Below are 23563 nucleotides of genomic sequence, written 5' to 3'. Positions count from 1 at the left end.
AATAAAGGCATTAATCATAGATTCAAGAGAAAAATTTCTTTTACGTCCAAAATTAGAATAATATTTTTGATAAAAAGAAAGTGGGATGAAATCACTAATATCAAAAAAATGATTTAACATAGAAAGTAAATTGTATTGATTTTGATTAAAAAACTTTTCAAAATCAGAAGAAATATTAGAAAAGTTTAATTGTTTAGCTTGAACTGGCATAAGTTTTTCCTCCTTTTTTCATTTTGAGTTATACACATCTAGTTAATGTATATATACCCAAAATGGGGGAAACTTAGCCATTTCTATAAATTTAAATGTAGTATTTATGCGAGTTGTAGAGTTCTGCAACGAGCTATTTGGATTTTGAGTAAGGAGGGGTATTAAATGAATCTTTTACAAGAAACTATTAATTCTATAACTAAAATCGATAGAAATTATATGAATGAAGCAAAAAAAAGACTAGATAGCCTTTTTAAACCTATAGGTAGCCTTGGTAAACTTGAAGATATATGTATTCAATTAGCTGGAATATTCAAAACTACAGATTTTGATATTTCTAAAAAAGCTATAATTGCATTTGCAGCAGACCATGGCGTATATGAAGAAGGAGTTGCTCCCGACCCTCAAATTTTGACAAAATTGCAAATACCAAATTTTTCAAAAGGATTAAGTGGAGTTGGAACTTTAGGAATATTTGCAAATGCTAAAATAATTGCTGTAGATGTTGGAATAAAATGTGATGAAAAACTAGAAGGAGTCTTGGATTATAAAATAAGAAAGGGAACTTCTAACATAGCTAAAGGTCCTGCTATGACAAAGGATGAAGCAGTAAAATCTTTAGAGATAGGTATTAAAATTTCTAATGATTTAATAAAAGATGGTTATAATATTTTAGGAATTGGTGAGATGGGAATTGGAAATACTACTGCAACTAGTGCCATAATTTCTGTATTTGGAGATTTTGATCCAATTGAAGTAACTGATATGGGATCAGGATTAAACAGCAAGGGTATTATAAAAAAAGCAAATGTTATAAAAAAAGCAATAACACTTAATAATCCTGATAAAAATAATCCAATAGATGTTTTGTCTAAAGTTGGTGGATTTGAAATAGGAGCCATGGCTGGAGTAATACTAGGAGCAAGCGCAAGACGTGTTCCTGTTGTTATAGATGGATTTATATCTTATGCTTCAGCACTAATAGCCTATAATTTAAATACATTAACAAAAGAATATATGATTCCTTCTCATTTTTCAAAAGAAATAGCTTCAAGTAAAGCTTTAAATCTTTTAGGACTCGAACCAATGCTTTATATGAATATGAGACTTGGAGAAGGCTCAGGTGCAGCACTTGCTTTCAATATAATAGATTCAGCTAATTACATGTATAAAAATATGATTACAAGAGAAGAAGCTTATGTTAGTATTTAGAAAGGGGAGCCCTTCCCCTTTATTCTCCTTTATTCTATATTATTAATGTATTTATAATACTAAAAAGGCTTAAGAAAACAAAAAAGTCCCCCCTCATCTAGAAGACTTTTATAAGCTAATTTTTTAAATTTTGATTATATTATTTATTATGCTAATGCCTTTTCTAATGAATCTCTCAATCTATCTGGATGAACCGGTTTTATTATAAAGTCTGTAGCTCCATTTTTTATAGCCTCTATAATCTTATCATGCTGTCCTATATCAGATATCATGACAACTCTTGCTTGCTTATCAATTTTTCTTATCTCTTTTAAAGCATCTATTCCATTCATTTTAGGCATGGTAATATCCATAGTAACTAAGTCTGGAGCTAATTCTATATATTTTTCAACGGCTTCTTTTCCGTCACAAGCTTCCCCAACAACCTCATATCCAAATTTTTCTATATTATCAATTAAAAAATTTCTCATAAAAGTCGCATCATCTACAATTAGTATCTTCATGTTTTCACACCTTCCCTAGCTCTATCTAGAACTATTTTACCATTTTTTTCACAAAACTTCAATCTAAGCTTTAATTAATGTATTCTATAGATTGCTTATGCTTTATTATAATATATTATATATTTTACTAGTTTAGAACCAACATTTTCATGTCTACTATTGTAGAATAATATCTAATTTTTTGATAAAATACTGTAGATATTATTTTTAGAAGGTGATTTTAATAATGAAAAATACTAATAAAAAAGGTTTATTTATATCAATTGAAGGCCCTATAGGAGTTGGCAAAACTACTTTAGCAACTATATTAAACTCTCATTTTAATTCTTTTCTTTTAAGAGAAATAGTTGAAGAAAATCCATTTTTATCTCAATTCTATACAAATATAAAAGAATATGCCCTTCAAACAGAAACATTCTTTTTCTTTAACAGAATAAAACAGCTAGAAGATGTTGAAAAAACTATAAAAAAAGGAAATATGATTATCAGCGATTACAATATAATTAAAAATCTAATATTCGCTGGTCTTACTTTAAACAAAAAACAATTTCATAAATACAAACAAGTATATGATATATTCGTAAATGGTCTTCCTCAATCAGACATAATAATACTTTTAAACTCAAATACAGATAATCTAATGAAAAGAATTGCCCTTAGAGATAGAAGCTTTGAAAGACAAATGGACAGAAATTATATAGACACTTTAAGAGAAGAATACGAATATTATTTTGATGAACGTTCCTTAAAACACTATTTCGGTGAAAAAACTCCAATTATTATAAAAGTAGATAATACTGATTTAGACTTTTTAAATTCTGAAAAAGATAGAAAATGGATTATAAAAAAAATAGAAAATGCTATTAAAGATTTAGGGGGTAAATAATGTTAAAACTTGTAAATACATTTAAGTATAACGAAAAATCAGAAAATGAAAATATATTCATAACCGTGGCAGGGAATGTTGGTGCTGGTAAATCTACTATTACTAAATTGTTAGGGCAAAAATTAAATTTTAAAGCTCATTTTGAAAAAGTAGATACAAATCCTTATTTAAATGATTTTTATACAGATCAAGAAAAATGGGGATTTCATCTTCAGTTATATTTTTTAGCTCAAAGATTTAAACAGCAAAAAGAAATAGCTCAAAATGGATTTAATAATATTCAAGATAGAAGTATATATGAAGATGTCGAGATATTTGCAAAATCTTTATATGATAATAAAAAAATGAGTGAAAGAGACTTTGACACATATAGAGAATTATTCTATGATATGATTCCCCATCTAAAAAAACCTGATTTAATGATTTATCTAAGTGGCTCTATTGAAACTATTCTTAATAGAATCAATTTAAGAGGAAGAGATATGGAAAAAAGAGTTCCAAGAGAATACTGGGAAAATTTACACAATAGATATGAAAATTGGATTAAAACTTATAAGGATTCTCCTATATTATATGTAAATATAGATAAAGTAGATTTAATAGAAAATCCTCACCAACTAGATATAATAGCTCAGGAAATAAAAAATATTTTAAATATAAAAAACCCCTAAATTTCTAGGGGATTTCTTATTATATTTTTCTACTTCCCGGCTTTTCAATAGGCATATTTTCTTTACAAAGAGGACAATCTTCTTTTTCATATACTTTTATATCAAGCTCTATAGCACTATATATCGGTATCCCTATATCCCTACTTGTTCTATCTACTATACAAGCAACCCCTATAACATCTCCTCCCATACTTTCAAGAAGCTCTTTAACCTCTAAAGTTGATTTTCCAGTAGTTACTACATCTTCAGTTATTAAAATTTTAGCACCTTTTTTTATTTCAAATCCTCGTCTTAAAGCCATCACATTATCTACTCTTTCAGTAAATATAGCTTCTTTTCCTAATTGTCTTCCAATCTCATAAGAAACAACTACTCCCCCCATGGCAGGCCCAACAACCAAATCTATATCTAAATCCTTAACTTTTTCAACTACAAAAGATAAAACCTTCTTTGCATACTCAGGATATCTCAAAACCTTAGCACATTGAACATATCTATTACTATGCTTGCCAGAAGACAATAAAAAATGTCCTTCAAGCAACGCATCACTTTTCTTAAGAATATCTATAATAACTTCATTACTCATAAACTCATCTCCCACTCTTTTATTTTTTCACTTCTCTCTTTTTATAAATGTGTAACTATATGACTTAACAAGTATTACTTCTTATGTATTGCGTAAATATAAGCTTTTCTTTATAAATATTTTACTAAGAAAACTTGTTGTACGTAATGAAAAAATCCGTTAAGAAGCTTCGTTGTCTGAGCATTAGCGAGTTTAGAAGCTTTAGGATTTTTTCATGGAGTGCAACTTAGTTTTCTCAAAATTTTTATCAGAAAAGCGTTATTTATGCAATACATTAGAACACAAACTTAAAAATAACACATTTACACTATCCCTCTAATCTCATCAAGAGATTTCACATTTTCTTCCTTCATAAACTTCTCTATTCCAGCTATAATCTCAAGACCTATTCTCGGATTTATAAAGTTCGCCGTTCCTATTTGAATACAAGTAGCTCCTGCCATTATAAACTCTATAGCATCCTCATAATTTACAACCCCTCCCATTCCCATAACAGGAATAGTTACATTTTTAAACACTTCATGAACCATTCTAAGCGCTATCGGCTTTATAGCAGGTCCTGATAATCCTGCATAAGTGTTTTTGAATATATTTTTTCTTTTTCTTATATCAATTGCCATGGCTTTAAATGTATTAACAAGTGATATTCCATCTGCTCCTTCTTCTTCACAAACAACTGCCATTTTTACTATATCCTCAGCGTTTGGAGAAAGCTTTACTACAAGAGGAAGCTTGGTAGCACTTCTAGCCTGCCTTATAACTTCTCTTGCTACATTATCCTTAATACCAAATGCCATTCCACCTTCTTTTAGATTAGGACAAGATATATTAAGCTCAATCATATCTATATCTTCTCTAGATATTATTTCTATGGATTTTACATAATCTTCAATTGTTGCTCCTCCTATATTTACTATTTTTATTAAGTCTAAATTTTTAAAATAGTTTAACTCATTTTTTACGAATCCTTCTGTTCCTGGATTTTCAAGCCCAACACTATTCATCATTCCACTAGCCGTTTCATGTATTCTAACACCATCATTTCCATTTTTTTTATTAAGAGTAAGCCCTTTAGAACATATCCCGCCAAGTTTTTCAATATCATAAATTTCACTATATTCTTTTCCAAATCCAAATGTTCCCGATGCCATTACAACTGGATTTTTAAATTTTAAAGAGGAAAATTTAACTTCTAAATTACTCATCAAACAACACTTCCTCTCCTAAGAAAACTGGACCATCTTTACAAGTTTTCTTGTTTCCTTGTTTAGTTTTACATGTGCATACAAGACAAGCTCCTACTCCACATGCCATTTTATTTTCTATTGATACATATACCTTTGTATTAGTTCCCTTAGCCATATCAACTATTTTTTTCATCATTATTTCTGGTCCACAGGTTAATATATAATCGTATTTATTCACATCTAATATATCTGTAATATTTCTCCCCACAGTTATATTAACTTCATTAGAATATTTCTTAAACTTATCCTCTAATACAGCTTTTTCTCTAAATCCCATATAAACATCTACATTTTTAAGTGTTTTTGCTGCTAAATAAAGTGGAGCTATTCCCATTCCTCCACCAACTAGTGCAATTTTACCTTTAACTTCTTCAAATCCATTTCCATATGGTCCTTCAAGTTTTATATCATCATAAGGCTTAAGCTCACTTAGTATTTTTGTACCTTTTCCTACTACTTTATATAAGAAACTTATATAATCTTCTCCTATATCATGAATACTTATAGGTCTTGATAACAAAGGGTAATTTTCCCATGCTCTTAACATATAAAATTGACCCATTTTTCCTTTGAATATTCCACTAACTTTTAAAATATACATATTCTCCCCTAAATACTCATTTGATATTACCTTAGCCATTTAAGTATATCCTCCTTCATTTCTAAAACAGCTTCTCTTGGATTATCTGATGTTATTATTCCTCTTGATGAATTTACAACTCCGCACATATTATTTTTAAATAAAGCTGATAAACCTTTACCTCTTCCTCCTTGAGCTCCATATCCAGGTATTAAAAAGAATGTATTTTTACAAGTATTACTTATATCTACTATCTCTTTAGGATTTGTACAACCGACAACTGATCCTATTAAACTAAATCCATTCCTTCCTACATATTTTTCTCCCCATTTTTCTATTTCCTTTGAAACTTTCATATATAAAGGCTCATCATCAACTTCAAGCTCTTGAAAATCCTTAGAGCTTTCATTTGAAGTTTTAGCAAGTACAAATAATCCTTTATTTCCTTTTTCTAAGTACTCAAAATATGGACTTATTGCATCGTATCCCATATAAGGATTTACTGTTATAAAATCCACTTCAAAATCTCCTTCAAAATGAGCCTTGGCATACATCTTGGCAGTTGACGAAATGTCTCCTCTTTTTATATCTCCTATTACTATATTTCCTTTTTCTTTTATATATTTTAACGTTTTGCTGTAAGCTTTAAGTCCTTCAATTCCAAATGCTTCATAGCAAGCTATTTGAAGCTTATAGCATGCTGTTAAGTCAAAAGTTTCATCTATTATTCTTTTATTGAATTTAAATATCTTTTCTTCTATAGTTTCTTCACTATTTAATATATCATCTGATATATATTCAATTCTTGTATCTAGTCCTACACATATAGGGCCTTTTTTCATAACTTCTTCATAAAGTCTATCTATTATCATAAATAATTCTCCCCCTTTTTACAGTTATTTTTACTTCCCCATAAACTTTTATTCCATCAAATGGATTGTTTTTTCCCTTAGATATAAAGTTATTAGTGTCTATATAATATGCACTATCTAAATCTACAAGCACTAGATTTCCTTCATATCCTTCTTTTATAAGTCCACAGTTTAAATTTAATATTTGGGAAGGATTATAAGACATTAATTCGCTTAATTTATTTATTGATATATTTTTTTCTTTAAATACTTTATATATCATTGAAAATGCAACTTCTATTAGTGATATTCCAGGGGATCCTTTTGTTTTATCTTCTTTGCTGTGAGGGGCATGGTCTGTTCCAATTACATCTATATATCCATCTTTTATTCCCTGTATAAGTGCATTTACATCTTGAATACTTGCAATTGATGGATTTACTCTATAATCTAAATCATACGAAAATATATGATGTGGTGTTACTTCACATGTAAACCTTACATTTTTATTTTTAAATTCCTCTATTAATCTTAAAGTCTCTTTTAAACTTATATGACATATATGCAAATTGCCACCTATACTTTCAAGTAAATTCAAATCGCTTTTAACTATATCAACTTCTGGGTCACAATGAGTAAGTATCTTAAAATTATATTTTTGAGAAAGCTTTAGTGCTTCCTTCATAATATTTTCATCAAATACTGTTTTTCCATCATCAGAAAAAAGATTTGTATATTTTATCATCTCATCTATATCTACTATTTCGTTTCCATCTAAATTCTTAGTTAATGAAGATATTTGAATAACATCACATAAATTTAATTTTTTACTTTTATTAATTACATACTCTATTATTTCTTTATTATCACAAACAGGATTTGTATTAGCCATGGCACAAAGGGTTGTATATCCTCCCTTTATTGCTGCTCTTTGACCTGTTTCTAAATCTTCTTTATAAGTATATCCTGGGTCTCTTAAGTGTGTATGCATATCTATAAATGATGGGAGAAGGGTGTATCCTTCTCCATCTATAGTTTGACAGTTTTCATTTATATCTATATTAACCTCTTTTATTATTCCATCTTTTATTAATACATCTCCATAAACACTTTTTTTTGCATCTACTATTTTTACATTTTTAATAAGTAAATCCATAATGTATCCTCCTACAGTGATGTCCTGCTTTCACAGTATTCACACTTATACTCTTTCTTTTCATCATTCACGAGTATAAATTCTACTTCTTTTATATTTTCAACTGTAGTTATACATCTCGGATTTTTACATTTAAATACTCCCTTTACCTTTTTTGGAAGTTTAATGTTTATTTTGTCTTTTATTTTTTCATCTTCTATTATATTAATTGTTATATTAGGATCTATAATCCCAAGTACTGTTAAATCTATATCTATTTCATTCTCTATTTTTATAATATCTTTTTTACCTAATTTATTTGAATTTACATTTTTAAGAAGTGCTACTGAATAATCAGCTTTATGAAGTCCTAAATGTTTAAATATTTTATATCCACATCCAGCTTTTATATGATCTATTACTATTCCTCTTTTTATACTATTTACATTAAGCATCAGCATCCACCCCCAATAATTTCATTATTAATGCCATTCTTACAAACATACCGTATTTTGCTTGATCAAAATATACAGCTCTAGGATCATCGTCTACTTCAGTTGCTATCTCATTTACTCTAGGTAGTGGATGAAGCACAAGCATATCCTCTTTTGCATTTTTAAGTTTATCTTTTGTAAGTATATAACTATCTTTAAGTCTTAAATATTCTTCCTCACTAAAAAATCTTTCTCTTTGCACTCTTGTCATATAAAGTATATCTACATGATTAATTACTTCTTCTAAGTTTGAAGTTTCATAATATGCATGACCTTTTATTTCTTCTTTTATATAATTTGGGATTTTAAGTTCAGATGGGGATATGAATACAAACTTTGTGTTTTTGTATCTTACCATGGCCTTTACTAATGAATGAACAGTACGACCAAATTTTAAATCTCCACAAAGTCCTATTGTAAGATTATCTAGACTTCCTTTTAATGCTTTTATGGTAAGTAAATCGGTAAGAGTTTGAGTAGGATGTTGATGCCCTCCATCACCTGCATTTATCAAAGGTACACTTGAATATTTAGATGCAAGATAGGCACTACCTTCTTTTGGATGTCTCATAGCTATTATATCTGCATAGCAGCATATAGTTTTTATAGTATCTGCAAGAGATTCTCCTTTTGCTACAGAAGATGAGTTAGGCTCTGAAAAACCAATTATACTTCCACCAAGTCTTAGCATTGCAGCTTCAAAGCTGAACCTAGTTCTAGTTGATGGCTCATAAAATAATGTAGCTAGTAATTTACCTTTACATACATCAGAGTATTTTTGAGGATTTTCTGTTATTTCCTTCCCAAGATTAAGAATTGAATCTAGTTCTTCTAAAGAAAAGTCATTTGGCTGGATTAAGTGTCTTCCTTTTAACATAATATTACCTCCTTTACAGCCTCTCTGGACTGTTTTAAAAGATTTTTTATCAAAAAAGCCTTCCTATATAGGAAGGCATAATTATAGACATATATAAATAAGTTTATCCATATTTACAACCTTCCTAGCCTCTCTGGACTAGTATTAAAGATTTATTTTCCTTGTTATGTATCTTAACACTTAAGTTAAACTATGTCAATATTTATTTTGATATAATTTTCTAGTATTTTCAAAAATAGCCATGGTTATTTAAAAATAATATTTATTTACAAAAATATAGAAAGGGGTTAAAATATGTTTAACAAATTAAAACAATTTATAGCAACTTTATTAACACTTGTAATGTTTTTTGTTCCAACTGCTAGTGTATTTGCACAAAGTATTAACAAAATATCTGTAGCAGAAAAAGTATATAATTTAGAAACTGATGAAATAAATATAGATGAAGATATTTATTTAAATGATGAAGAAAATTCAAAAGAAGATACTATTTATGAATTAAATATTGAAGATTTAAAAGAACAATTAAAAGAAGAATTACCTTATGCAGAAGTTATTGAACAAGAAGATAGTGAATTTGGACAAATTTATTATATCGACAAAAACTACCATAAAAAAAGAAAAAAAAGAAGCCTTTGGGATTTTGCAGATATTGCAATGGCTGGAATGAGCTGGTATGATGTTATTAAAGACCCTTCTTTAAAAAATATTGGTTGGGCAATTCTTGATACAGCAGCTATTGCTCCTTTACTTCCATCAACTGCATATATAAGAAAAGGTGGAAAATATACTCTTAAACTTTCTGAACTTAAAAAGTTTGCCAAAACTAAAAAAGGTAAAAAAGCACTAAAAAAAGCATTAAGAATAAAAGAGGGAGTTTGCTTTGTAAAAGGAACAAAAATTTTAACTAATAATGGATATAAAAATATAGAAGATATACAAATTAATGATTTGGTATATTCTAAAGATATAGCAACAGGAAAAGAAGGTTTAAAAACAGTAAAAAATATTTTTGTAAACACTACTGATACATTAGTTCATGTATTTACTGAAAATACAGAAATTGAAACAACAAAAGAACATCCTTTTTTTGTAAAAAATATAGGTTGGAAGAATGCTAAAGATTTAAAAGGTGAAGATGTTATAGTATCATATAATGACAAAGAAATTGTTGTTAAAGATGTTCAAATAGAAAATTTAAGTGACCCAGTACTTGTATACAACTTTGAGGTTGATGAATATCATACTTATTTTGTAAGTGATGATAATCTATTAGTTCATAATAGTTGTTCACTTCCAGCAAGCAGAAGTATGTCATCAAAAGTTATCAAACAATTAAATAAAATGGGAAATGGATTAACTAAAAAATTTCAAAAAGCTTTAGATAAAGGCTTAGCACCTAGACGATATGGTACAGATGGTATAATTGAGTTAAGTAGTGATGAAATTCTATATAAAAAAGGATTCACATACACATATAAACTTAAAGTTGCAAAAGCCGGTAATCATTTAAGAATATATGGTAGATTAGATGATAGAGGTAAATTAATATTTGATTTAATACAGAATTAATAGGAGAATAACTATATGGACTTAACTAAAATTGAAAATTTATTTAATGAGGAAATCAATTTCAATGAGTTAAAACAAAATACTATAAATTACATTAAAAATTTATTAGAAAATTATAAAGATACTTTTTTAATAGAGTGTATTGATGATTTGCCTGAAGATATGCTATTTAAAGATTTAGATATAGAATATAAGCGTACAGAAATAATTTTAAATAAAGATTGTAAAGCAAAACCATCATTTAGATTAGTATTTAAGCTAATAAATCCTATCACTGAAGACCCTTTATACATTTATGAAGTAGAGTACAATAATTCTGGAGAGTTTTCTGATGAATTTCTTATTGACTATTACAAATCATTTTAGATAAATTGAATTTGTTAATTTTGATAAGAATTAAAAAAACCATGTGCAGTAAATTTTAAATAACTCTACATCATGGTCTTTACTTTTCTATTAGGCTCAGTACCAGCATCGTTGTTCTGTACTGCAAAGTAACTTTATTTATACATAGTCTCTTTAACTTTTAATATCTGGAGATTTACGAGGGTTAAATGATCATGCGTTGAAAGGTAAATGGAGTGGATACAGATCTGTGGATATAAAAGGTTTAGGTAGTGGTCGAGGACAAAGGAGACTTATTTATAAAAAACTTAAAGATGGTAGCATTGAAGTTGTTGAAATACTAACAAAACACGATTACTAAAAGAGGTGTAAGGAATGTGTTATTATTCTCATGTAATGTTAGAAGTTTATTGTGCTTACGATTATAAAAAATATAAAAACAATCATATTCCTAGTTTTTGTGAAAAAAGAATAGGAAAACCTGGATATCATTGTTTTGAAAACGAATGTGAATTTATAAGTTATACAAATGTTTCACATCAAATTTCTTATGTGGGAGAATTAAGTGAGGTAAAAACTGATATAGGATTTGGTGGGGAGATGGAACCTACTAATTATGATAAAGAGCAAAGAAAAAAATTATTAGCTATTTGGGAAAATATATGTAAAAACAAAATTAAAGAAGCTTATGATGAATACATGAAAGTAAAAAATAGTATTGATTATAAATAAATGTTTTTCTTTAATGAGGGTTGAAAAGATAGTTACAAGATTAATTTTAGCTCTTTGTCAAATAGTATCGATAAAAATAATTTCAAAGTTAATTATTGCCATTTAAAACCTAATGGGTCTTAAATGGCTTTTTTATTCCCTTCTTTTTGTACTATTTTTCAGTATTTTCAAGAATAGCCATGGTTATTTAAAAATAATATTTATTTACAAAAATGTAGAAAGGGGTTAAAATATGTTTAACAAATTAAAACAATTTATAGCAACTTTATTAACACTTGTAATGTTTTTCGTTCCAACTGCTAGTGTGTTTGCACAAAGTATTGATGAAGTATCTGTAGCAGAAGCAGTATATAATTTAGAAACTAAAGTGGAAAATACACTCTTAAACTTTCTGAACTAAAAAAGGTAAAAAAGCACTAAAAAAAACATTAAAAATAAAAGAGGGAGTTTGCTTTGTAAAAAGAAGGTAGAACTATAAAAATAAAATAAACTTATAATATTTCATAGCTGTCAACTAATTTAAAGGAGACAGCTTTTTATATAACATTATAAATTTTTTATATAAATGTTTTAACTTAATTATATCAAGGAGCTTGATAAAATGAATAATCATGTTCAAATACTTTTTAATAATTATAAAGGAAAAAACGATAGTTTTATTTATTATTTACATGAAAAAAATATTTTTAACGAAAATAGTTTTATTGAATACTGTAAAGCTATAATAAAAATAACTGAAGAAAATTTTAAAAGATATAATCATAAAAACATAGATAGAAAAATTTCAAAAATGATTAATTATACTTACGGATATATATTAAAATCATTTATAAATCATTTAAATAAAAATGATTTATATAAAATGAGCAATTATCCTGTGAAAAATTTATATGGATATATATCTATATTAGATACAGTTATTAATGCATATTTTGCTGGAAAAAAATTAGATATATCAATAGATGAATTATTAGAAGATATAGATTACTAGATAATTGTAAAATTCAAGGTATAAAAAGATTACCTTAATAAAAATATAGGTGGTTTTATGAAACAATTATTTGATTTTAATGCATTAGAAAATATTGTATTAAAGTTAGACTTAAAACAAAAATCCATAAATACTTTTTTTCAAAAAATAAATGATTATAAAAATAACAATCCAGATGAATACAAAAAAATTTTTAATAATATAAATCTTAAAGAATTAAAAAATGAATTAAAATTATCCATTATTTCTTTAGTTAAAGATTATACTATAATTAATGAACAAAAATATAGACTAGATATCACTTTAGCTTATTCTAAAAATTTAGATATAATATTAGAATATAAATCATGTTATACTTTATCTGGAGATTTAATTTCAAGTTCTATTATAGTTGATTTAAACGTAGAATTAAAATTATAAATTTGGAGAAAAATTATGTTAGAAAAAAACTTAGAAACTTGGTTAGACAAATATAACATTAAATTACGTACAACAAAATATTTTTGGAAATATATCGAAAATTGGAAAAAAGAATCTATTGATGATTTTGAAGAATTTTTAAAAGAAATAGATATAACTCTAAAAGATATAAATCCACATTCATTAAAATTAGAATTTGAATTTGCACAAATTTCTATTTATTATCTATTAGGTACAGAATCTCATAATCACTACGAAGTTCTTGTTTGTGTTGCTGTAAAAAAAAGAAATAAAAAATTATTTAGTTATAATGCTTGTTTTTCTCCTTCTGGAAAATTTATAGATGATTTTATAAAAGACATAAATAGTTCTACTATTGTATAAAAGTAAATTTGTTTAATCAAAGGAGAGATTATAATGCTTCATAATAAATTTGATATTATAATAAATGATTCTTTTACGTTAGAAGATTTTACAAAGTTATTAAAAGATTTTTCAAAGGATAAAAAATTAGTTTTTGGAATTACAGAATATCTTGATTTTTTTGTAGATGACTACCATGATTATGATGTTGAGTCATTTATTTTAAAAATAAAACAGAATTTTTTTGAAAGATTTATTATATCTAATAAAGAAATTAATAGACTTAAAAATGAAACAACTATGAATCTTGATTTTTCAAATGATACGTTTTATATTGTAAAAAATATAGATGAAATAGAAAAATTTATTAAACTCGATCATTTTTCATTTACTGCTCTTATTGTAGAGAAAAATATTGTTACTCATGTATTTTTTTATACTGAACATATGGATGATATGATTATTGTAGTGGACTGCAAACCAGAATCTGATTTTAAAAGTTTTCTAGATGAATATTCTAAAAAGCATAAAAAAATGTAAGTATATTATATATCTAAAATATAATATTAGAAGTCTAACATAATATCCAATAAGGTAATTAGGAGGATAGTTTTTATGAGTAGCATAGGTTTTGTTATTTCAAATGATATAAATGAAGCAATAAATATGTATGATTTTGTTACTTTAGACGAACGTATTGATGATTTTATTTTCAAGAAAAAAGATATCTTTGGTTCTTCTGTAGATATCTTTACACAAATAAATCCTTATGAAGATACAATATTTTCCCAAGATGAAATAAAAAAATTTTTATTAGCATCTAAACAGTTACTTCAAGAAGATGTTCTTGATTTTTTAGAAAAAGATTTTATAAGAGAAAACATAGATAAAAAAGAATTTATAAAATTTGCAAATAATATGATAAATATGTGTAATATTGCTTTAAAAGAAAATAAAAATATTGTTAGTATAGGTAATTAAATCACTAGTAAATAATAAAGATCGTATGTAGTACATTTATAAATAGACTATATCACGGTCTTTTTGACTAAAAAACTATATATTTTTATAAATTAATCGCTTTAACATTTTTATTTTAAGCATTTTGTTAAATATTTCTTTTCACCTTCACTTAAATTACATGCTTTCATTCCATTTTTTATACTCATTTTAATAACTTCTTCTTTTTTTATTCCAGCCTTTACAAAATGATTTATTTCATCAAATGTTCCATCTACATGAAGCACTCCATGGCATCCGCTATCACTTCCTACAGCCATTTTTATACCCATTTCATATGCCAAATTTACAGTTTTTAAATGTTCTTCATAGACTCTTTTTATTATATCAATATCTTTTTCAAATCTCTTATCTTTATTAATTACTAAGTTCCCAAGTGGTGATAAAGTTGGTATCCATATAGTTTCTTTCTCACCCATTTTATATAATTCTCTTTCAGTTATAAAGTATCCATGCTCTATAGTGTCAATTCCACATTCAACTGCCATATTTACTCCATATGGTGAATTAACATGAGCCATGGTAGGGATATTATTATCTTTTGCTAAATCTACAATATATTTAAGTTCTTCTTTTTTAAATCCTATTTCCCCTGTATCTTTATAGTTTTTAAAAAGCGACTTAGTTTACCCTAAGCCGCTAATTTTCTAAATTTATTCTTCCTTTAAATGAGATCCCTGCATCAAAAATGTTAAAACTTGTTTAGCCTCTGTAGGATCTTCAACTTCTACAACGATATCATTTGGATTTTCATTAACTATATACATTGCTCCTATTATAGATTTTGCATTTACAGCATATTCTCCTGACTTTAAGTAAACTTTTCCTTTTAATCTAGAAACAAACTCTACAAATCTATTTACATCTTCAACCTTTAAAAAAGTAACTTTCATACTATTTCCTCCTTCAGAAATTTGTCTTTCACGTTTATTATATAATATATTTTTAAAAATAAAACAAATTTTTATAATATTTTAATTTATTTTTAAAGTAGAAAAAAGAGAATCCTAAGCAGAGGATTCCCTTTATATAAAATTAATTTATTTCTTAATAATTTCCTTGTGCCATCATAGCTTCTGCTACTTTTAAGAATCCAGCTATATTAGCTCCTGCAACTAAGTTATAACCAAATCCATATTCCTTAGCAGCATTCATAGCATTGTTATGAATGTTTACCATTATATCATGAAGCTTAGCATCAACTTCTTCTCTAGTCCAAGCAAGTCTCATACTATTTTGAGACATCTCAAGAGCAGAAACTGCAACTCCACCAGCATTTGCAGCCTTAGCAGGTCCAACAAGCACTCCATTTTCTAAGAAATACTCAACAGCTTCATTAGTACATGGCATATTAGCACCTTCACAAACAAATTTTATTCCATTTGCAACTATTTGCTTAGCATGTTCTAATGTAATATCATTTTGAATAGCACATGGCATTATTATGTCAACTTTTTGTCCCCATGGTTTTTGTCCTTCAAAGAACTCTACTCCAAATTTATCTGCATAATCTTTAACTCTTGCACCTTTATTTTCTTTTAACATTTCAACTAAATAATCTATTTTTTCATCAGTCACGATTCCATCTGGATCGTATATATATCCATCTGGTCCAGAAAGTGTAACAACCTTTCCACCTAGATCTCTAACTTTTTGGCATGCTCCCCAAGCAACATTACCAAATCCTGAAACAGCAACAGTTTTTCCTTCAAAAGTTTCTCCTTCATGCTTTAACATTTCGTTACAGAAGTAAGTTACTCCAAAACCTGTAGCTTCAGGTCTAATTAAGCTACCTCCATAAGGTAGTCCTTTTCCTGTAAGAACTCCATTTTCAAACGCTCCTCTAATTCTTCTGTAATGACCATATAGGTATCCTATTTCTCTTCCTCCAACACCAATATCTCCTGCTGGAACATCAATATCTGGTCCAATATGTCTATAAAGCTCTGTCATAAAGCTTTGGCAAAATCTCATTATTTCTTCATCAGATTTTCCTCTAGCATCAAAATCTGATCCACCTTTACCGCCACCTATTGGAAGCCCAGTTAATGAATTTTTAAATATTTGCTCAAAACCTAAGAATTTAATTATACCAATATAAACTGATGGATGAAATCTAAGTCCTCCCTTGTAAGGTCCAATTGCTCCATTGAATTGAACTCTCATTCCACGGTTAACTTGTATATTTCCTTCATCATCAACCCATGGTACTTTAAACATTATTTGTCTTTCAGGCTCAGTTATTCTCTCTAAAAGATTTGCCTTTATATATTCTGGATGTCTTTCTAAAACTGGAGCTAAAGTATTTAATACTTCTTCAACTGCTTGTATAAATTCAGGTTCATTACCATTTCTTTTTTTAACATTTTCAAGAACTTTTTCTATATATTCTTTAGGATTTAAAGTTTGTTTTGCCATTACAGGAAACCCCCTCTTAAATAATATTTTTTAATTATTACTTTTTTTGATTTGTTAAAAAAACTTGTCGAAACCACAGGAAAATGTTTTCCCACTCCCTAATTGAATTATAACATAGCAAATTTTAATTTGTAAACATATTAAAATTTATTTATTTTTTCACAGAATCTAATTACATGTATATTTATTCTAATAATATTTAACAATGTCATTTTATCTAGTATCTTTAATAATGTTTCTTGTATTTTTATGCATTGTCTAAATATTTCGAATGTTTTAGTCTCAATTTCTATATCTACCTCTATTCCAGATTTGCTATGTTTTATATACACAGAAATTAGTTCACATATATCATCAAATTTAGATATTTCATAGGTTATAATCTGTTTTATAGCTTTTTCTGATATAAAGTATTTTCCCATATAGCTAAATGTAGGTCTAATAAGAGTTTTTTCTACTTCTTTTATTTCACTATCCTTGTTTTTAAATAAAAGCTTTATAGGATTAGTTAACAAACCCGAAAAATGTCTCTTTACTTCAAATGTTGGAAGAGGAACAATATGTATACCTTTTTCTAGCCTGTTCTTTTTAGCTTCTTCTATTTCTTCCTTTGTAGCTATATCATATATACTTATTTCTTTATATATATTACCAAGGTCTAATCTTTTAATTATTATGTTTGTCATTTTTTTAGACGTTCCTATAATAAGTATTTTATCTATTTTTTTTTCTTTTATAGCATTTTTTATACTATTTCTATGTTCTAAGTCTTCAAATATAGCTAGTTTTACAGCTTTCATTTTTGTAGATGCATTTTTAGCTGAAATTCCAGCAATTATTTTATTTTTGTATATTAGTATTCCATCGTCAATTATATAATCTATGTCATTTTCATAAGCTACTTTTAAAGCTCTATAACTTTTACCCGTTCCACTAGGTCCAAACAATGTGTATACCTTCATAAATATATTCCTTTCTTGTTCAAAAAATTCAGTCAACGATGTAAATTTAACTAATTTTTTGTTAAAATAATATCATTATCTGTGTTTAATTTTAATAATGTTATTATACCATTTATATTTGCATAAATTTATTTTAAATTTTACATAATTTTTTACAAAAAAATCTAAAAGGAAGGCTTAAAACCTTCCTTATTTTTAAGATACTTTATCCATATTTCTACTTGCAACTATATTAACCCCTGTATTTAATACATTTTCAACTATTATATCTCCAACATTTACAGGTGCACTAACTTCAATTTCATCTAAAAGCTCCATTAAATCAAATATAAGCTCTTTTGGTATGGAATCATTAGTTTTTACAGGTATTAAGTTTAAAGCACCATCTCTTATTTTAACTGTAGTTGTAACTACTCTTTTAGGACATGTCATTTCTTCTACTCCATATTTTTCTCCTCTTTTACAAGTGTTACCTTCTACAGTATAATTTCCTTCTTCATCTTTTGTAACCTTCATTCTACATCCCATAGGACATACTATACAAGTAATATTTTTTTCCATATACTACACCCCCTCCACGCAAATCTCAATATTGCCCTTTAAGTTTTTAATTATATCTGATTTTATTTTTAAGCTTTCCATTTCAGAAGGTATCATATGAAGTCGTTTCTTTTCTAAAATCACATCTTCTCCACATCTTACAACTAACTTTTTATTACTATATATATTTCTAACTCTCATAAATAAATTTATTTCTTCATCAGATCCTAAATCAATATGCTGTGGAACAATATAGCTTACACCATTTCCTGCTTTAGTTTCTATAAGTTTATCATTCTTAGTTTTATTCATTACATATAAAGCTGCATTTTTACCAGCAATTCTACTTTCTCTAGTTACAAAGTCAACTAAATCATGAACATGCACAACATTACCACATGCAAATATTCCCTCTATATTTGTTTCCATCTTGTTATTTACTATAGGTCCTTTAGTTCTATTGTCTAAATTTACTCCTGTATCTTCTGAAAGTTCATTTTCAGGAATTAATCCTACAGATAATAAAAGTGTATCACATTCTACAAATTTAGAAGTACCTTCTACTGGACGTCTATTTTCATCAAGCTTTGAAATAGTAACTCCTTCTACTCTGTCCTTACCATGAACATAAGTTATTCCATGTTGAAGAAGTAAAGGAATATTAAAATCATCTAAGCACTGTACTATATTTCTAGTAAGTCCACTAGAGTGTGAATTTACTTCAACTACAGCTTGAACTTTAGCTCCTTCTAAAGTCATTCTTCTTGCCATTATAAGTCCTATATCACCTGAACCATATATAACTACCTTTTTACCTACCATATATCCTTCCATGTTCATGAATCTTTGAGCCGCTCCTGCTGTATATACTCCTGAAGGTCTGTATCCTGGAAGATCTATAGCTCCTCTTGTTCTTTCTCTGCATCCCATGGCAAGAACTACTGCTTTAGCTTCAATATCAATTAATCCATTTTCTCCTAAAGCTACTATATTTTTATCTTCATCTATATTTAAAACCATAGTATTTAATATATATTCTATGTTAGCTTCTTTTGCCATCTCAATAAATCTAGTTGCATATTCAGGTCCTGTAAGTTCTTCTTTAAACTCATGAAGTCCAAACCCATTGTGAATACATTGATTAAGTATTCCACCAAGTTCTCTATCCCTTTCTATTATTAAAACTTTTTCTGCACCCGTTTTTTTAGCTTCAACAGCAGCACCAAGTCCTGCTGGGCCTCCTCCAACTACTACTACATCATATTTCAACCTTCTCACCCCTTGATTCTTTTACTTTACCTAATATCATTTTAGAGTTTTCATAGTCTTTTAAAACTTCCTGCATATCTATATTAAGTTCTCTTGCAAGTATTTCAACTACTCTAGGTCCACAAAAACCACCTTGACATCTTCCCATTCCAGGTCTTACTCTTCTTTTTACACCGTCTACAGTTCTAGCTCCAGCAGGTCTGTGAATTGCATCTATAATTTCAGCTTCTGTTGTAGTTTCACATCTACATATTATCTTTGAGTGTCTACTATCTTTAGCTATAGCCTCTTTTCTTTCTTCTTTAGTCATATGAACAAAAGGTTTATCTTTTTTTCTGTAAGGATTGAAATCTTCTTTTTCATCTAGTTTTAATCCTTCTTCTTTTAGTATACCAATTACATATTTTGCTATTGCAGGAGCAGCTGTAAGTCCTGGTGATTCTATACCTCCTACATTTATAAATCCTTTAGCTTTATTTGATGCAAATATCATAAACTCCTTAGTATTTGGAGTAGCTCTTACTCCAGCAAATGAAGTTATAGTTTTATAAGTATTTATATCTGGCATAGTTTTTTTAGCAAATTTTGTTACAAACTCCAATCCATCATATGTGATAGAAATATCTTCTCTATCTTCAACCTCATTAGCTGTTGGTCCTAGAAGAACGTTACCATGAACAGTAGGAGTTACAAGTACCCCTTTTCCTTTTTTAGTTGGACATTGAAATAAAACGTGTTTCACTATACTGCCTTCTGATCTATCTAATACTCTATATTCTCCTTTTCTAGGAATTATATAGTATTCATCTCCACCAATCATATTATTAATTTTATCCGCATATACTCCAGCCGCATTTATAACATACTTAGCTTTTATGTTTCCTTTTTTAGTTTCTATATTAAAATAATCTTCTTCCTTATTTATATCTAAAACTTCAGACTGTGTTTCAAGTTGTACACCATTTATAATAGCGTTTTCCATAAGAGCAACAGTTAAATTAAATGGACATACAATTCCTGCACTTGAGCAATAAAGAGCAGATACTACTTCATCACTTACATTAGGTTCTATCTCTTTTACTTCTTCTTTATTTAATATCTTAAGTCCATCAACACCATTAGTAATTCCTCTTTCATAAAGCTCCTCAAGTGTTTTTACTTCTTCATAATTAAAAGCAAGAACTAATGATCCTATTTTTTTAAAATGAACATCTAATTCATTACAAAGCTTTTCGTACATTTTATTACCTTGTACATTTAGCTTAGCTTTTAAAGTTCCCTCTAGAGCATCATATCCACCATGGACTATTGCACTGTTTGCTTTTGTAGTTCCTTGACAAACTTCAACGCCTTTTTCTAATACCACTGAATTTAATTTATACTTAGAAAGTTCTCTAGCAATGCTAGCACCTACAACTCCAGCCCCTATTATGGCTACATCAAACATATATATTCCTCCTTATCAAGTAATCAAAAAAAGCAAAAAGAGAGCCTATAATTAGGCTCTCCCATCTCCATGCCATAAATTTTAATTTATTTACTATATATTTTTTAAACTTCTACTCCAGCTAATTCTTCTGAATCTTCTTTTTCCCATTCTAAGGCTCTCTTAACTGCCTTCTTCCATCCATTATACAATACTTTTCTTCTATTGTCATCCATATTTGGATAAAATTCTCTGTCAATTGCCCATTTTTGTTTAATTTCTTCTTTATCTTTCCAGAATCCTACAGCAAGACCTGCAAGATATGCAGCACCCAGTGCTGTAGTTTCTATAACTTCTGGTCTATTAACAGGAACATTTAGTATATCTCCTTGAAACTGCATTAAAAAGTTATTAGCACAAGCTCCACCATCTACCTTAAGTCCTTTAAGCTCAATTCCTGAATCATCTTGCATAGCATTTAAAACGTCCTTAGTTTGATATGCTATAGATTCAAGTGTTGCTCTAACTAAATGTTCTCTCTTTGCTCCACGTGTAAGTCCGACAATAGCACCTCTTGCATACATATCCCAATAAGGAGCTCCTAGTCCAGTAAATGCTGGAACTACATATACTCCATTAGTATCCTCTACTGAATTTGCATAAAATTCTGATTCACTTGCATTGTATATAAGTTTTAGTTCATCTCTAAGCCATTGAACAGATGCTCCTCCTATAAATATACTTCCTTCAAGTGCATATTTAACCTTACCATCTATTCCCCAAGCTATAGTAGTTAAAAGACCATTTTTTGATTCAACTGGTTTTTCTCCTGTATTCATAAGCATAAAGCATCCAGTTCCATAAGTATTTTTAGCCATACCTTCTTCAAAACAAGCCTGCCCAAAGAGTGCTGCCTGTTGATCTCCTGCAACTCCTGCTATAGGTATTTGTGCTCCTCCAAATGTATGCTCATCTGTAACTCCATATACACAGCTTGATGGTTTAACTTCTGGAAGCATAGATTTTGGTATGTTTAATTCATTAAGTATTTCGTCATCCCATTTTAACTCTTTTATATTATAAATCATAGTTCTTGATGCATTAGAATAATCAGTTACATGAACTTTTCCTCTAGTTAAATTCCATATTAGCCAAGTATCTATATTACCAAATAATAATTCTCCTTTTTCAGCCTTTTCTCTAGCCCCCTCTACATTGTCTAGTATCCATTTTATTTTTGTACCAGAGAAATAAGCATCAACTACAAGACCTGTTTTTTCTCTTATAGATTTTTCAAGTCCTTTAGCTTTTAGTTCATCACATATAGAAGCAGTTCTTCTGCATTGCCAAACAATAGCATTATATACTGGTTTTCCAGTATTTTTATCCCAAACAACTGTTGTTTCCCTTTGATTTGTTATACCAATAGCTGCAACCTCTTCCGGTCTTATTCCTGTTTTTTCTAAAACTTCTCTTGCAACTCCACTTTGTGTTCCCCATATTTCCATGGCATCATGCTCTACCCATCCAGCTTTTGGATATATTTGAGTAAACTCTTTTTGAGCAACTCCAACTATTTTTCCTTTCTTATCAAATAATATAGCTCTTGAACTTGTAGTTCCTTGATCCAAAGACATTATGTATTTTTTTTCCATGAATACACTCCCCCTACTTAAAATTTATATTTTAAAAAATTATTATTCCTATTGAATTTTATAAGAATGTAGATAATAAAAATCCTCCAAGAGTTCCACCAACTATAGAATATAATATTGTAGGAATTGATTTTCCTATATCAGCTTTATCAACAACAATAGTTGCTACCCATAATCCTATACCTGCCGCCCATGCCATATCAATCCATGCTCCACCTTCCATTTGATGTATTGCTCCAACTCCATGATTTAAACTCCAACAAAGTCCAACTATAAATCCAGCTGCCATCCATCCACCTATAGGTCCAAAATCATCAACTAATTTTCCCCATACAAGCCTTATCATAAAAGGAAATATAAATGCTCCTGCAAATGTTCCTAAAGCAAGCTTTAAAGTCATTAAAGTTCTCCCCCCTTTTAAACTGTTTCTTTTAGCTCGTTGCAGAACTCTACAACTCGCATAAATACTACATTTAAATTTATAGAAATGGCTAAGTTTCCCCCATTTTGGGTATATATACATTAACTAGATGTGTATAACTCAAAATGAAAAAAGGAGGAAAAACTTATGCCAGTTCAAGCTAAACAATTAAACTTT

The 23563-nt window shown here is 28.2% G+C and carries 29 protein-coding genes and 2 pseudogenes; 13 read left to right on the top strand and 18 right to left on the bottom strand.

Annotated features, from left to right (window positions below):
- Positions 1 to 210: pseudogene (locus BUA77_RS07925) on the bottom strand (ISNCY family transposase); the annotation flags it as partial.
- Between the two features lie 165 nt (positions 211 to 375).
- On the opposite strand from BUA77_RS07925, the gene cobT reads away from it, so the two are divergent.
- The gene (cobT, locus tag BUA77_RS07920; RefSeq protein WP_072888992.1) at positions 376 to 1422 is read left to right on the top strand and encodes a nicotinate-nucleotide--dimethylbenzimidazole phosphoribosyltransferase; all 1047 of its coding nucleotides are present in this window, start codon (positions 376 to 378) and stop codon (positions 1420 to 1422) included.
- 146 nt (positions 1423 to 1568) lie between these two features.
- On the opposite strand, the gene BUA77_RS07915 is transcribed toward cobT, so the two are convergent.
- Positions 1569 to 1925: a response regulator gene (locus BUA77_RS07915; RefSeq protein ID WP_072888990.1), complete on the bottom strand. Its 357-nt coding sequence runs from the start codon at positions 1923 to 1925 to the stop codon at positions 1569 to 1571.
- A gap of 226 nt (positions 1926 to 2151) precedes the next feature.
- On the opposite strand from BUA77_RS07915, the gene BUA77_RS07910 reads away from it, so the two are divergent.
- Positions 2152 to 2811, top strand: coding sequence for a deoxynucleoside kinase (locus BUA77_RS07910; RefSeq protein ID WP_072888987.1), 660 nt, complete (start codon positions 2152 to 2154; stop codon positions 2809 to 2811).
- A complete protein-coding gene (locus BUA77_RS07905) occupies positions 2811 to 3482 on the top strand; it encodes a deoxynucleoside kinase (protein WP_072888984.1) in 672 nt (223 codons plus the stop codon). The genes BUA77_RS07910 and BUA77_RS07905 overlap by 1 nt, the downstream gene beginning before the upstream one ends.
- Positions 3483 to 3501: 19 nt before the next feature.
- On the opposite strand, the gene pyrE is transcribed toward BUA77_RS07905, so the two are convergent.
- The 7 genes from pyrE to pyrB form a co-directional block, all read right to left on the bottom strand.
- Positions 3502 to 4068, bottom strand: coding sequence for an orotate phosphoribosyltransferase (gene pyrE / locus BUA77_RS07900; RefSeq protein ID WP_072888982.1), 567 nt, complete (start codon positions 4066 to 4068; stop codon positions 3502 to 3504).
- Between the two features lie 302 nt (positions 4069 to 4370).
- Complete coding sequence (locus tag BUA77_RS07895; protein WP_072888980.1) at positions 4371 to 5273, bottom strand: dihydroorotate dehydrogenase; 903 nt, start codon at positions 5271 to 5273, stop codon at positions 4371 to 4373.
- Positions 5266 to 5955 carry a dihydroorotate dehydrogenase electron transfer subunit gene (locus BUA77_RS07890; protein WP_072888978.1) on the bottom strand — a complete coding sequence of 230 codons (690 nt, stop codon included), beginning with the start codon at positions 5953 to 5955 and terminating at the stop codon, positions 5266 to 5268. Before BUA77_RS07890 ends, BUA77_RS07895 begins: the two co-directional genes overlap by 8 nt.
- The gene (gene pyrF, locus BUA77_RS07885; RefSeq protein ID WP_072888976.1) at positions 5943 to 6767 is read right to left on the bottom strand and encodes an orotidine-5'-phosphate decarboxylase; all 825 of its coding nucleotides are present in this window, start codon (positions 6765 to 6767) and stop codon (positions 5943 to 5945) included. Before pyrF ends, BUA77_RS07890 begins: the two co-directional genes overlap by 13 nt.
- Positions 6754 to 7902, bottom strand: coding sequence for a dihydroorotase (locus BUA77_RS07880; RefSeq protein ID WP_072888974.1), 1149 nt, complete (start codon positions 7900 to 7902; stop codon positions 6754 to 6756). Before BUA77_RS07880 ends, pyrF begins: the two co-directional genes overlap by 14 nt.
- A gap of 11 nt (positions 7903 to 7913) precedes the next feature.
- On the bottom strand, positions 7914 to 8336 hold the full coding sequence (locus BUA77_RS07875) for an aspartate carbamoyltransferase regulatory subunit (RefSeq protein ID WP_072725720.1): 423 nt from the start codon (positions 8334 to 8336) through the stop codon (positions 7914 to 7916).
- Entirely contained in the window at positions 8329 to 9252 is a 924-nt protein-coding gene (gene pyrB / locus BUA77_RS07870; RefSeq protein WP_072888972.1) for an aspartate carbamoyltransferase, read from the bottom strand. The genes BUA77_RS07875 and pyrB overlap by 8 nt, the downstream gene beginning before the upstream one ends.
- Positions 9253 to 9546: 294 nt before the next feature.
- Between pyrB and BUA77_RS07865 the strand changes: the two genes are divergently transcribed.
- From BUA77_RS07865 to BUA77_RS07830, 10 genes are all read left to right on the top strand, one after another.
- On the top strand, positions 9547 to 10824 hold the full coding sequence (locus tag BUA77_RS07865; protein ID WP_072888970.1) for a polymorphic toxin-type HINT domain-containing protein: 1278 nt from the start codon (positions 9547 to 9549) through the stop codon (positions 10822 to 10824).
- Between the two features lie 15 nt (positions 10825 to 10839).
- Positions 10840 to 11190, top strand: coding sequence for a hypothetical protein (locus BUA77_RS07860; protein ID WP_072888968.1), 351 nt, complete (start codon positions 10840 to 10842; stop codon positions 11188 to 11190).
- A gap of 199 nt (positions 11191 to 11389) precedes the next feature.
- Positions 11390 to 11530, top strand: a complete 141-nt coding sequence (locus BUA77_RS14260; protein WP_207646847.1) for a hypothetical protein — start codon at positions 11390 to 11392, stop codon at positions 11528 to 11530.
- Between the two features lie 14 nt (positions 11531 to 11544).
- A complete protein-coding gene (locus BUA77_RS07855; RefSeq protein ID WP_072888966.1) occupies positions 11545 to 11901 on the top strand; it encodes a hypothetical protein in 357 nt (118 codons plus the stop codon).
- A gap of 232 nt (positions 11902 to 12133) precedes the next feature.
- Positions 12134 to 12301, top strand: coding sequence for a hypothetical protein (locus tag BUA77_RS13840; RefSeq protein WP_159428968.1), 168 nt, complete (start codon positions 12134 to 12136; stop codon positions 12299 to 12301).
- Between the two features lie 201 nt (positions 12302 to 12502).
- Positions 12503 to 12892 (top strand): Imm41 family immunity protein, encoded by a 390-nt coding sequence (locus tag BUA77_RS07850; RefSeq protein ID WP_072888964.1) that lies wholly within the window; start codon positions 12503 to 12505, stop codon positions 12890 to 12892.
- A 57-nt stretch (positions 12893 to 12949) separates the two neighbouring features.
- Positions 12950 to 13312, top strand: a complete 363-nt coding sequence (locus BUA77_RS07845) for a hypothetical protein (RefSeq protein WP_072888962.1) — start codon at positions 12950 to 12952, stop codon at positions 13310 to 13312.
- 15 nt (positions 13313 to 13327) lie between these two features.
- The gene (locus BUA77_RS07840) at positions 13328 to 13696 is read left to right on the top strand and encodes a hypothetical protein (protein ID WP_072888960.1); all 369 of its coding nucleotides are present in this window, start codon (positions 13328 to 13330) and stop codon (positions 13694 to 13696) included.
- 33 nt (positions 13697 to 13729) lie between these two features.
- Positions 13730 to 14215, top strand: coding sequence for a hypothetical protein (locus BUA77_RS07835; protein WP_072888958.1), 486 nt, complete (start codon positions 13730 to 13732; stop codon positions 14213 to 14215).
- 75 nt (positions 14216 to 14290) lie between these two features.
- Entirely contained in the window at positions 14291 to 14656 is a 366-nt protein-coding gene (locus BUA77_RS07830) for a hypothetical protein (protein ID WP_072888956.1), read from the top strand.
- A 110-nt stretch (positions 14657 to 14766) separates the two neighbouring features.
- Here the strand turns inward: BUA77_RS07830 and BUA77_RS07825 are convergent.
- The 9 genes and pseudogenes from BUA77_RS07825 to BUA77_RS07785 form a co-directional block, all read right to left on the bottom strand.
- Positions 14767 to 15285, bottom strand: a pseudogene (locus BUA77_RS07825) (amidohydrolase family protein); the annotation flags it as partial.
- 63 nt (positions 15286 to 15348) lie between these two features.
- Complete coding sequence (locus BUA77_RS07820) at positions 15349 to 15588, bottom strand: HPr family phosphocarrier protein (RefSeq protein ID WP_072888952.1); 240 nt, start codon at positions 15586 to 15588, stop codon at positions 15349 to 15351.
- 154 nt (positions 15589 to 15742) lie between these two features.
- Positions 15743 to 17113 (bottom strand): NADP-specific glutamate dehydrogenase, encoded by a 1371-nt coding sequence (gene gdhA, locus BUA77_RS07815; protein ID WP_072888950.1) that lies wholly within the window; start codon positions 17111 to 17113, stop codon positions 15743 to 15745.
- A 140-nt stretch (positions 17114 to 17253) separates the two neighbouring features.
- The gene (locus BUA77_RS07810; RefSeq protein ID WP_072888948.1) at positions 17254 to 18075 is read right to left on the bottom strand and encodes a hypothetical protein; all 822 of its coding nucleotides are present in this window, start codon (positions 18073 to 18075) and stop codon (positions 17254 to 17256) included.
- 195 nt (positions 18076 to 18270) lie between these two features.
- Complete coding sequence (locus BUA77_RS07805; protein ID WP_072888946.1) at positions 18271 to 18636, bottom strand: DUF1667 domain-containing protein; 366 nt, start codon at positions 18634 to 18636, stop codon at positions 18271 to 18273.
- A gap of 3 nt (positions 18637 to 18639) precedes the next feature.
- Positions 18640 to 19884: an NAD(P)/FAD-dependent oxidoreductase gene (locus tag BUA77_RS07800; RefSeq protein ID WP_072888944.1), complete on the bottom strand. Its 1245-nt coding sequence runs from the start codon at positions 19882 to 19884 to the stop codon at positions 18640 to 18642.
- The gene (locus BUA77_RS07795) at positions 19874 to 21331 is read right to left on the bottom strand and encodes an NAD(P)/FAD-dependent oxidoreductase (protein WP_072888942.1); all 1458 of its coding nucleotides are present in this window, start codon (positions 21329 to 21331) and stop codon (positions 19874 to 19876) included. The genes BUA77_RS07800 and BUA77_RS07795 overlap by 11 nt, the downstream gene beginning before the upstream one ends.
- Positions 21332 to 21435: 104 nt before the next feature.
- A complete protein-coding gene (gene glpK, locus BUA77_RS07790; protein WP_072888939.1) occupies positions 21436 to 22965 on the bottom strand; it encodes a glycerol kinase GlpK in 1530 nt (509 codons plus the stop codon).
- Positions 22966 to 23023: 58 nt separating this feature from the next.
- On the bottom strand, positions 23024 to 23365 hold the full coding sequence (locus BUA77_RS07785) for a Lin0368 family putative glycerol transporter subunit (protein WP_072888937.1): 342 nt from the start codon (positions 23363 to 23365) through the stop codon (positions 23024 to 23026).
- Between the last annotated feature and the right edge of the window lie 198 nt (positions 23366 to 23563).

The sequence above is a fragment of the Tepidibacter formicigenes DSM 15518 genome (assembly GCF_900142235.1).
Lineage (GTDB): Bacteria > Bacillota > Clostridia > Peptostreptococcales > Peptostreptococcaceae > Tepidibacter > Tepidibacter formicigenes.
Note: the sequence above shows the minus strand (reverse complement) of the source record. Positions and strands in the feature narration are given on the sequence as shown.

Bases quoted from the DNA above. Each gene is read 5' to 3' on its own strand.
- cobT (WP_072888992.1), top strand. From the start codon at position 376: ATGAATCTTTTACAAGAAACTATTAATTCTATAACTAAAATCGATAGA.
- BUA77_RS07915 (WP_072888990.1), bottom strand. From the start codon at position 1,925: ATGAAGATACTAATTGTAGATGATGCGACTTTTATGAGAAATTTTTTA.
- BUA77_RS07910 (WP_072888987.1), top strand. From the start codon at position 2,152: ATGAAAAATACTAATAAAAAAGGTTTATTTATATCAATTGAAGGCCCT.
- BUA77_RS07905 (WP_072888984.1), top strand. From the start codon at position 2,811: ATGTTAAAACTTGTAAATACATTTAAGTATAACGAAAAATCAGAAAAT.
- pyrE (WP_072888982.1), bottom strand. From the start codon at position 4,068: ATGAGTAATGAAGTTATTATAGATATTCTTAAGAAAAGTGATGCGTTG.
- BUA77_RS07895 (WP_072888980.1), bottom strand. From the start codon at position 5,273: ATGAGTAATTTAGAAGTTAAATTTTCCTCTTTAAAATTTAAAAATCCA.
- BUA77_RS07890 (WP_072888978.1), bottom strand. From the start codon at position 5,955: ATGGCTAAGGTAATATCAAATGAGTATTTAGGGGAGAATATGTATATT.
- pyrF (WP_072888976.1), bottom strand. From the start codon at position 6,767: ATGATAATAGATAGACTTTATGAAGAAGTTATGAAAAAAGGCCCTATA.
- BUA77_RS07880 (WP_072888974.1), bottom strand. From the start codon at position 7,902: ATGGATTTACTTATTAAAAATGTAAAAATAGTAGATGCAAAAAAAAGT.
- BUA77_RS07875 (WP_072725720.1), bottom strand. From the start codon at position 8,336: ATGCTTAATGTAAATAGTATAAAAAGAGGAATAGTAATAGATCATATA.
- pyrB (WP_072888972.1), bottom strand. From the start codon at position 9,252: ATGTTAAAAGGAAGACACTTAATCCAGCCAAATGACTTTTCTTTAGAA.
- BUA77_RS07865 (WP_072888970.1), top strand. From the start codon at position 9,547: ATGTTTAACAAATTAAAACAATTTATAGCAACTTTATTAACACTTGTA.
- BUA77_RS07860 (WP_072888968.1), top strand. From the start codon at position 10,840: ATGGACTTAACTAAAATTGAAAATTTATTTAATGAGGAAATCAATTTC.
- BUA77_RS07855 (WP_072888966.1), top strand. From the start codon at position 11,545: ATGTGTTATTATTCTCATGTAATGTTAGAAGTTTATTGTGCTTACGAT.
- BUA77_RS13840 (WP_159428968.1), top strand. From the start codon at position 12,134: ATGTTTAACAAATTAAAACAATTTATAGCAACTTTATTAACACTTGTA.
- BUA77_RS07850 (WP_072888964.1), top strand. From the start codon at position 12,503: ATGAATAATCATGTTCAAATACTTTTTAATAATTATAAAGGAAAAAAC.
- BUA77_RS07845 (WP_072888962.1), top strand. From the start codon at position 12,950: ATGAAACAATTATTTGATTTTAATGCATTAGAAAATATTGTATTAAAG.
- BUA77_RS07840 (WP_072888960.1), top strand. From the start codon at position 13,328: ATGTTAGAAAAAAACTTAGAAACTTGGTTAGACAAATATAACATTAAA.
- BUA77_RS07835 (WP_072888958.1), top strand. From the start codon at position 13,730: ATGCTTCATAATAAATTTGATATTATAATAAATGATTCTTTTACGTTA.
- BUA77_RS07830 (WP_072888956.1), top strand. From the start codon at position 14,291: ATGAGTAGCATAGGTTTTGTTATTTCAAATGATATAAATGAAGCAATA.
- BUA77_RS07820 (WP_072888952.1), bottom strand. From the start codon at position 15,588: ATGAAAGTTACTTTTTTAAAGGTTGAAGATGTAAATAGATTTGTAGAG.
- gdhA (WP_072888950.1), bottom strand. From the start codon at position 17,113: ATGGCAAAACAAACTTTAAATCCTAAAGAATATATAGAAAAAGTTCTT.
- BUA77_RS07810 (WP_072888948.1), bottom strand. From the start codon at position 18,075: ATGAAGGTATACACATTGTTTGGACCTAGTGGAACGGGTAAAAGTTAT.
- BUA77_RS07805 (WP_072888946.1), bottom strand. From the start codon at position 18,636: ATGGAAAAAAATATTACTTGTATAGTATGTCCTATGGGATGTAGAATG.
- BUA77_RS07795 (WP_072888942.1), bottom strand. From the start codon at position 21,331: ATGTTTGATGTAGCCATAATAGGGGCTGGAGTTGTAGGTGCTAGCATT.
- glpK (WP_072888939.1), bottom strand. From the start codon at position 22,965: ATGGAAAAAAAATACATAATGTCTTTGGATCAAGGAACTACAAGTTCA.
- BUA77_RS07785 (WP_072888937.1), bottom strand. From the start codon at position 23,365: ATGACTTTAAAGCTTGCTTTAGGAACATTTGCAGGAGCATTTATATTT.